The organism is Candidatus Goldiibacteriota bacterium (assembly GCA_016937715.1).
Taxonomy (GTDB): domain Bacteria; phylum Oederibacteriota; class PGYV01; order PGYV01; family PGYV01; genus PGYV01.
Window position 1 is genome coordinate 71,065 of the sequence record JAFGWA010000005.1, and the last position, 7,629, is coordinate 78,693.

Here is a 7,629-nt window from a genome sequence, read left to right on the forward strand (position 1 = left end):
TTTGGCGTGTACCCGCTTGCGCGGGCAACATTGATATAAGGGGGTTATAGTTAGAAAGAGACGGCGACACTATATGCTGCAGGAAAATTTTTAAGCCGCTTTTCTATTATATAGCTATATAGCCCTGTGATAAGTTTTTACTTACGAAACAATAAGTGTCGCCGCCCAATTCTAAGGCGTGTGCCGCTTTCGCGGCATTGATATAAGGGGGTATATCTTAGAGGAGTGAGGCGACGACACTTATTATTCCTGTGAGTATAAAATCATCCCTTTTAAAGAACCCGGTGAGAAAATTAACACTAATTATAATAATTATACTTATCCGCAAATAAAAATCAAGTTTTTTTGTCAGATTTTTTTATTTAAATTAAAATTTTGTAATAATTACAAATATTTTTCTTTATTTTAAAAGCATTTTTAAGTTTTGAAAGTAATTTGTTAATATCGGTATTTGGTTTTATGTTATTTTATACTCTTTGTAATTAAACCGATTAATAGTTTCAGGGGGATGGCCGCTTTTGCTCTGCCTATTAAAACCTAATTATTTAATACAATATAAAGTTGATTTTTCGAGTATAAAATACAGGTGAAGTAAATCACATATTAATTTTGCCGGAACAGGTAAAATATTAAAAAAATATAGGGGGATTTATGAACCGAATAAATTTTTTAATTTTAGCTGTTGTAATTTCAGTATTTGTATCTTCATGTACAGGAAAAAGGAATCCGGCCGCGCCTTCAATCACTCTGCCAACAGCTGAAGCCGTCACAGGCACTGTAACACCAACTGTTACCGGGGCGTATACCTTGTCTCCTGTTGTTACTGCCACTAATACTTTAACCAAAATTGTTACCGCCACAATTACCTCAACAAAAATTTCTACCGCCGCGGATACACCTTCACTAACTGTTACTGTAACTGCCACTTTAACTAAAATTGTTACTGCCACTGATACCCCTACCGGAATTATTACCTCCACTGTTACACCATCACCAACTGTTACTGTCACTGCTGCCGTCACAGAAATTATTACCGCCACTAATACCGTAACCGTTACATCAACTGCCACAACAACACAGACTGCAACCGTTACAATCAGCGTGTCGGTTTCACCCACAATGAACGCAACCCCGCCGGCAGCCACGGTTAAGATAATTTCTATCCATCACAGCACCGGGCAGCACTGGCTGGAATCAGGATACGGGGACCTTGGCACAGCTTTAAACGCGAATAATTATTTTGTAAGCGATACAAATTACGGATGGTCTGCACCGGGTTATGACCAGGGAAGTTATACAGATACAACTGACTGGCCAAACTGGTTCAGAGACGAAGTCATGCCTTTTGTATTCGCTGAAAACGCGAATTCCTGCTATACAAACACAATATCCGAACCCGCAGGAGAAAATGAAGTAATTATGTTTAAATCCTGCTTTCCAAACAGTGAAGTTGGCAGCGATATAACAGACGAGCAGGCAATTTATAACAGTCTGCTGGCTTACATGGCCGCTCATACCGATAAAATGTTTATACTTATTATCCCGCCGCCAATGCAGGTTATATCAGACCCCGAGGCAACAAGGGAACTTTCCGAATGGCTATTTGACAGGCAGAACGGATGGCTTAAAAATTACACAGCCGGAAACGTTTATGCTTATGACTACTACAACGTGCTGACACATCCGGATAATCACCACACCCTGGCAAACGGCTTTGAAAACCACGAAGTCAATAACGCGCAGAACACTCTTTATTACCCCACAAATTCCGGCGATGATCACCCGACAGTTGAAGGCCAGCAAAAAGCCACATCCGAATTTATCCCGCTGCTTAACGCGTGGTACAGGCAGTGGAAAGGTTTATAAACCGAAGTTGACGGTTTTAACCTGCGGCTGTATTTAATCTCTGTATTAATCAGTCTGTTCATTAGAAACGCGCATAAAAACAGTTTCAATATAACATTACACACTAAATAAAAAAGCCCTTTGGCCTGTAAAACCAAAGGGCTTTTTTTATACGTATACTATCTTTTGCTGTTATTTATCTTTCTTCTTTTCATCTTCTTTTGTCGTTTTTAATATTGACTTTAACTTATCCAAATCCATTCCGCTTTCAGCTATAAACTGCTCCAGGTTTGCACCGCCTTCCGCGTCAAGGTTTAAACCAAAAAATTTCTGGGCGTTTGCCCCGCTTAATATCCACTTTATATCCGCATTCTGAACCGCTTTTGCAAGAGACTGATACTTCATCATCAGCACTTCTTTCTGTATATCAAGCAGTTTTACGTTAATAGCAGTATCATTAAACTGTTTAAGAGCTTCAGCAAGTTTTAATGTGCCGGCCGCCTCCGCTTCTTTCTTTATCCTTATGATATCCGCTTCCGAAGTACCAACACTTCTGATTTTATTAGATTCACCTTCAGCTTCAAGAGTATATTTTAACTTCTGCGCCAGGGCAAGCTGTTCAATTTTTTCTTTTTCAATATCCGCTTTACCAACTTCCACTTTTCTTAAAGCCTCAATCTGTTCAACGTTCGCGTCTTTTTCCATCTTCGCAATTTCCTGATTTTTTTGCTGTTCGCTCATACCTATTTGTTTATCTTTTTCTATATGCCTTTTTTTATATATTTCTTCCGCTTCCGCTTTTGCCACTTCTGCTTCTTTGGTAGTTGTGGCAACTTTTATATCGGCATCCCTTCTTATTTCTGCCGCAACTTTTCTTTCAATATCTTCTATGATAGTAGAGCCGTGCGCATCCTTAATATCTTTTAACTCAAGGTCAACAAGCTGTATTCCCCACTTTGGAAATACCAGTTCAACTTCCGCCGTAATGGCGGAATCAAGCATCTGCCTGTTCATATAAATGTCAAGCAGTGTCTGTTTGGTTGTAACCGTCCTTCCAACGCTTTCCATAATAGCCCTTAAATCTTCTGACAGTTTATTAAAATCAAAACCCATGTCCGAACTTACATTTGTAAGCGTAAGCCTTTCAACAGCAAGATCTATATCTTTTATATTCACAAAACACACTATATCACAGACAAACTTGGCCATATTATTATCATTAAGCTTAATATCCTGAACAGGAATTGAAAGGTTGGAAAGCGGCAGTTTATGCACCCTTGTAATAAAAGGAATGAACCAGTAAGCGCTTTTCCCATTTCTTGTCGAAAATACATCCTTAATATTGCGCAATATCCTGACATGAGCTTCGTTTACAGGAACAATCCTGTATAAACCAAAAATACCGCCAATAATATGCCTTCCAAAATATAGAACAATTAAACTTACAACAATAAAAATTGTTTTTGTAATACTAAAATCCGAAAAAAATCCTGACATTTCCATAAATACCTCCCCGCGTGTTTTTTATATTACAGATGTAAAGTTTTTAACCTTATGCTCATATTTACTGATAAATTCCCTGATAGCAATCAGCATAATATTTGCCTTTTCCATATCATTAACTTTTTCAACAGCCCCCATTTCAGCATCTTCAAACGCAATGCTCCAGTAAGTGATATTTTTCATATCTTCCTGCGTTATCACTTTTGACTTCATTAAAGCCCTTCCGCAGACAACTATGGTTGAAGGATATCCTGATATATCAACCTTATTATTTTTTATAAGTTTTTTAAGAAAAAATTCAAGCGCGGTACCTGCAAACAGGACGGGAATTAAAGGAGCTGATTTACTGTCATTGACAGCTGCTTTTGCTTTGTCCAGAAGTTTTTCTTCCGTATCTCTTTCAGGAACAGCCGCCGGAATGACAGTTCTTTGATTTACCGGCTTTAATTCTTTTTTTACAGCGTTTCCCATAAGGCCATTTTTAACGTATTCTATGAACGCTTCCATAATAGAAGCGGTTAAAGTTCCGATGAAAGCATCCTTGTTCTTTTTTCTTTCTTCCACACTTTCAAGACGTTCAAGAAAAGCATTCTGCGGTCCGGCGTAATTTTTTAAAAGTTCAACAGCCTGCGCATACGCGCCCACGCCTTTACCTTCAGTAATTGCGGAGTCCTTTATACGTGATGCCTGCTTAATAAGTTCAAAATTATCCATGTTCCCTCCCAATTAAAAAGTTTATTTATTATAACAAGTTTAATGTGATTATCAAGAATAGATATATAATAATCCGTTAACAATTAATTAAATTCTGTAAATATTTATACTGCCGGTCACGTTCTTTAATGGCGGCTTTATCGGAATTACCCGGTTTTGCCGCATCCCTTTTAACAGTGGCGGCATACATTGCCGCGGCAACCGCGTGGGTTTTAACGTGGGCGGCAGCCGCTGCCTGCCCTGCCGCGCGTGCAGCAGAGTGGGCAGGGTCATTACTTTTTACAGCGCGCGCCGCCGCATGCGCCGCAAGCGACGCCCCGCGTATTTCCGCCATTTTAAAAATACCTGTACGGACATATTTACGCGCAGTTTTAATTGCCGCCCTTGGGCGGCTGTCGTTTGGGCAGTATTTTTCAAAATAACCAAGCACCCGTTTAGCACAATCACATCCCCAGACAACCACAATTTTCTTATCAGTTTTATCTACGAGCTTTAATATCTCTTTATATAACCGAGCTTTCACCATAACCGATTTTTTCAATATTTTCACCTAAAAATTATATGTATATAACAAGTTTTAAATCAAATCATTTAACAGTACCCCGCGTTTTTCTTTCAGAATTTATTTCCATTTACCTTGCTCCAATTCTATAAGGTATACCTCTTATTTTTCCGCTTATTATAACTTTGTTAACTGCTTCAAGCTTCTTTTGGCTTCCTGTATCAAAAGCTTGTTTTTCGAGGACTTGATTATTTTTTTCAGAATGTCCTCAACTTCAGGGCAGGGAAATGACTCAAGTGCCCGTATTATTTTCCATGTTATAAGTTCATTTCCAGCATTCTTTGCCATACATTGTATCAAACACTTAAGTGACCTTCGGTTCTTTGTATAAAAAGCTATGAACCCTATCGCATCAACAGCTTCAGATACCTGCGTTATTGTTCCATTAACAGCCACTGACTCTAAAGCGGCCAAAGCAGGCACCCCTATTTTGGTAATGGTTCTTGCCGCTATATCGCGTGGTAACGGATAACTTTTTTTCTTAAAATCACCGGCAGACGGGATTATATGCTGGTTCTTCCCTATCATTCCCAGTAATTCTATTAAACCGGGCAAAGCATAAACCCCAATATGCCCCAGCGCATCTGAAATTGCTATTTTAGAATAAAGTGCTTTTTCTCCGGCAAGCGCGTTACAAAGCGCCTTTACGGCCGTCTTTTCATTTCTAACACCAAGTATACAGGCTGCAGCAGTACATTCCGGAGCATTAACACTTTTTAACAGCGGTATAAGTTCATCTGTCTTTTTTAATTGGAAAATATTTTCCAGTGCTTTATCCGGATACCCCCGCTTTTTTAATGCCTCAACAGTACTTTTCAACACGCCTCCAATGGCAGCTTCATACCAGGCCTATGAGCCCGGCGTCAAACCTTACATATATTTTTTAAAATAACTTTAGCATTCTTATATTTTCACCATAACCAATTTTTTCATTTTTAAACAGGCGGAGGAAGTGATTTTTTAACAGTATTTTTATATGTTATCTTAAGTAAATCCATTGCTTCTTCAAATTCAGCCGTATTTTTAAAGTTCACATTTGAAATCAGGGCTTTATATCCGTCTTCCATATCAATATCAACAAACCTTGTTGATGATACTTTACGTTCATTCACCGACACCATTTCCCTGAAAAACATTGAAACAGGCTTTGTAATTCCGCTTATAACAATCCTGTCATCGTATATTATCAGTTTTTTCTTTTCGTCCATTCCCGCTTTCGCGGAAATTAAGGAAAGCAGCGCGAAAAATCCGCAGACAGACGCCGCAATGTAATACAGCACCCTTGCCTGAAAAGGGCTAAGTTTGATTACAACGCGTATAACAAGCTCCGATTTTACGGTATATCCAAGCCATGCGGCAGCACCCGCCAACCCCAACAACAATATAGATATCATAATCATCGTCCCCGTATTCTGCCCGTAAGAGTATTCTTTTATAAGTGTCATTTTTGTCCCTTTTTATTAACCCTGCGTTTTTATATATTTTTTAAGCCTTTTAACGGCATCAGCCGTATCGCTTAATATTTTTTCAGCTTCTTTTCTTTTTATTCCAATAACATCCGCGGATTCCAATATTTCTTTTTCCCCCGGCAGCCCCTGCCCAAAAAGTGTTGTCGTGTGCTGGCCGTTAAAGCCATAACTGAAAGTCAGGTCATAAGCAGGCGACAAAGACCACTTTTTATCGCTGTAAATAAAAGAAAAATTCTTTGCGTGGTCATCTCTGTTATGGGACAGTATATTAAATACCATCAGGCGGTAAACTTTAATTACTTCCCTTATATCGCCCGTTAACCTCATGGCGGCTTTCATAAGGTCCGTGTAATCAAGGGAAGGAATTCTGAAATCCGCGTTTAAAAGCCCTGCAGCTGTATGCATATGCACCTTTTTGCCGCCGTTCCTGTCAAAACGCTTTATGGCAAAATACTTTTTTTCAAGCAGTTTTGTCTGCGGCATTATTATTCCGCACCCGCGCGCGGCCAGCGAGTATTCATATTCCATTACCCCGGTGCCGGTATTATCGTTTGAGTTTGGAAATTTGACTATCCAGGGTTCCCCTTTTATCCTTATCATTGCTTTGGGCCTTGCCCCGCCTGAAGAGCCTCCTTTTTTAACAAGAGCTTCAATATGCCCGGTATAATTTTCATTTAAAACTTTTTTCACTTCTTTTGCCATTTCTTTAATACCAATTCTTGAGCTTCCCTTGAAAAAATTATTTTCCGGCCTGTATTCAAGCGCGCCCATTCCATTTTTCCCAACTATGCTTAAGCGCTCCAAAAGTGAAACTTCACCCGGATCTATTTTATTTTTCAACAAAAGCCTGTCAATTAAAAGCCTTCCCCATCCGTCAGGCAGACTGTCATTAAAAACACCAAACAGCCCCCCGTAAGGCTGGGGCTCGGCAGTAAAAACGCCGGGAGTCAGCGGCAGCTGAAACGGGGATATGGAAAAACCATTTTTTAGAAACACTCTGTCATATTCAAAAACGTAAACGCCATTGCGGGATTGTCCAAGCCTGCCAGCTTTTCTTCCGTTTATATACACTTCAAGTACATCTATTTTTTTAATCATTTATACGCCCTCTTTTTCTTTTCCGAGTTTTTTTAATACTTACAGCCTCTTCAAAAGTGGCATAATTTTGAGTTGTGAAAAGTAAATTAAACTCTTTTGTAGATTTAAGGGCGGCGGCAAGCATAAGAAGATGTTTTAAGGAAATTTCCCCGGACCTTTCAAACCTTTTTAGCGTTCCCAGGCTTACTCCGGAACGTGAAGACAAAGCCGACTGTGATAAGTTAAGTTCCAGCCTGCGCGTCCGCGCGCGCAAAGATATCCCAGCGCTCAGGTCATAAACACCGAAATTATCAACATTCAACTTAGTGGATAATATATTATCTTTTATCATTTATTTCACCTCGTATAGATATTATATTAACCATAATATGCTTTGTCAAGGTGAAATATCACTACCGAAAATCAACACTATTTTAAACGCCCTGTTTGGGGCCAGAC

Annotated in this window: 9 protein-coding genes; 1 reads left to right on the plus strand and 8 read right to left on the minus strand. The window is 39.3% G+C overall.

From position 1 onward, the window contains the following. Positions 1–629 precede the first annotated feature (629 nt). The gene (locus JXR81_00950) at positions 630–1,118 is read right to left on the minus strand and encodes a hypothetical protein (protein MBN2753410.1); all 489 of its coding nucleotides are present in this window, start codon (positions 1,116–1,118) and stop codon (positions 630–632) included. A 1-nt stretch (position 1,119) separates the two neighbouring features. Here JXR81_00950 and JXR81_00955 point away from each other — a divergent pair, with 1 nt between their 5' ends. Next, on the plus strand, positions 1,120–1,866 hold the full coding sequence (locus JXR81_00955) for a hypothetical protein (GenBank protein ID MBN2753411.1): 747 nt from the start codon (positions 1,120–1,122) through the stop codon (positions 1,864–1,866). Between the two features lie 171 nt (positions 1,867–2,037). On the opposite strand, the gene JXR81_00960 is transcribed toward JXR81_00955, so the two are convergent. From JXR81_00960 to JXR81_00990, 7 genes are all read right to left on the minus strand, one after another. Then, positions 2,038–3,348, minus strand: a complete 1,311-nt coding sequence (locus JXR81_00960; protein ID MBN2753412.1) for a hypothetical protein — start codon at positions 3,346–3,348, stop codon at positions 2,038–2,040. 21 nt (positions 3,349–3,369) lie between these two features. Next, positions 3,370–4,062 carry a hypothetical protein gene (locus JXR81_00965; protein MBN2753413.1) on the minus strand — a complete coding sequence of 231 codons (693 nt, stop codon included), beginning with the start codon at positions 4,060–4,062 and terminating at the stop codon, positions 3,370–3,372. Positions 4,063–4,138: 76 nt separating this feature from the next. Next, positions 4,139–4,603 (minus strand): hypothetical protein, encoded by a 465-nt coding sequence (locus JXR81_00970; protein MBN2753414.1) that lies wholly within the window; start codon positions 4,601–4,603, stop codon positions 4,139–4,141. Positions 4,604–4,741: 138 nt separating this feature from the next. Beyond that, the gene (locus JXR81_00975; GenBank protein MBN2753415.1) at positions 4,742–5,443 is read right to left on the minus strand and encodes a HEAT repeat domain-containing protein; all 702 of its coding nucleotides are present in this window, start codon (positions 5,441–5,443) and stop codon (positions 4,742–4,744) included. A gap of 116 nt (positions 5,444–5,559) precedes the next feature. Beyond that, the gene (locus JXR81_00980) at positions 5,560–6,069 is read right to left on the minus strand and encodes a hypothetical protein (protein ID MBN2753416.1); all 510 of its coding nucleotides are present in this window, start codon (positions 6,067–6,069) and stop codon (positions 5,560–5,562) included. Between the two features lie 15 nt (positions 6,070–6,084). Continuing rightward, the gene (locus JXR81_00985) at positions 6,085–7,188 is read right to left on the minus strand and encodes a type II toxin-antitoxin system HipA family toxin (protein ID MBN2753417.1); all 1,104 of its coding nucleotides are present in this window, start codon (positions 7,186–7,188) and stop codon (positions 6,085–6,087) included. Further along, entirely contained in the window at positions 7,184–7,522 is a 339-nt protein-coding gene (locus JXR81_00990) for a helix-turn-helix transcriptional regulator (GenBank protein ID MBN2753418.1), read from the minus strand. Before JXR81_00990 ends, JXR81_00985 begins: the two co-directional genes overlap by 5 nt. Positions 7,523–7,629: the final 107 nt, after the last annotated feature.

Excerpts from the sequence above, each read along its gene's own strand:
- JXR81_00955 (MBN2753411.1), top strand. The coding sequence starts at position 1,120 with ATGAACGCAACCCCGCCGGCAGCCACGGTTAAGATAATTTCTATCCAT.
- JXR81_00980 (MBN2753416.1), bottom strand. The coding sequence starts at position 6,069 with ATGACACTTATAAAAGAATACTCTTACGGGCAGAATACGGGGACGATG.
- JXR81_00990 (MBN2753418.1), bottom strand. The coding sequence starts at position 7,522 with ATGATAAAAGATAATATATTATCCACTAAGTTGAATGTTGATAATTTC.
- JXR81_00965 (MBN2753413.1), bottom strand. The coding sequence starts at position 4,062 with ATGGATAATTTTGAACTTATTAAGCAGGCATCACGTATAAAGGACTCC.
- JXR81_00960 (MBN2753412.1), bottom strand. The coding sequence starts at position 3,348 with ATGGAAATGTCAGGATTTTTTTCGGATTTTAGTATTACAAAAACAATT.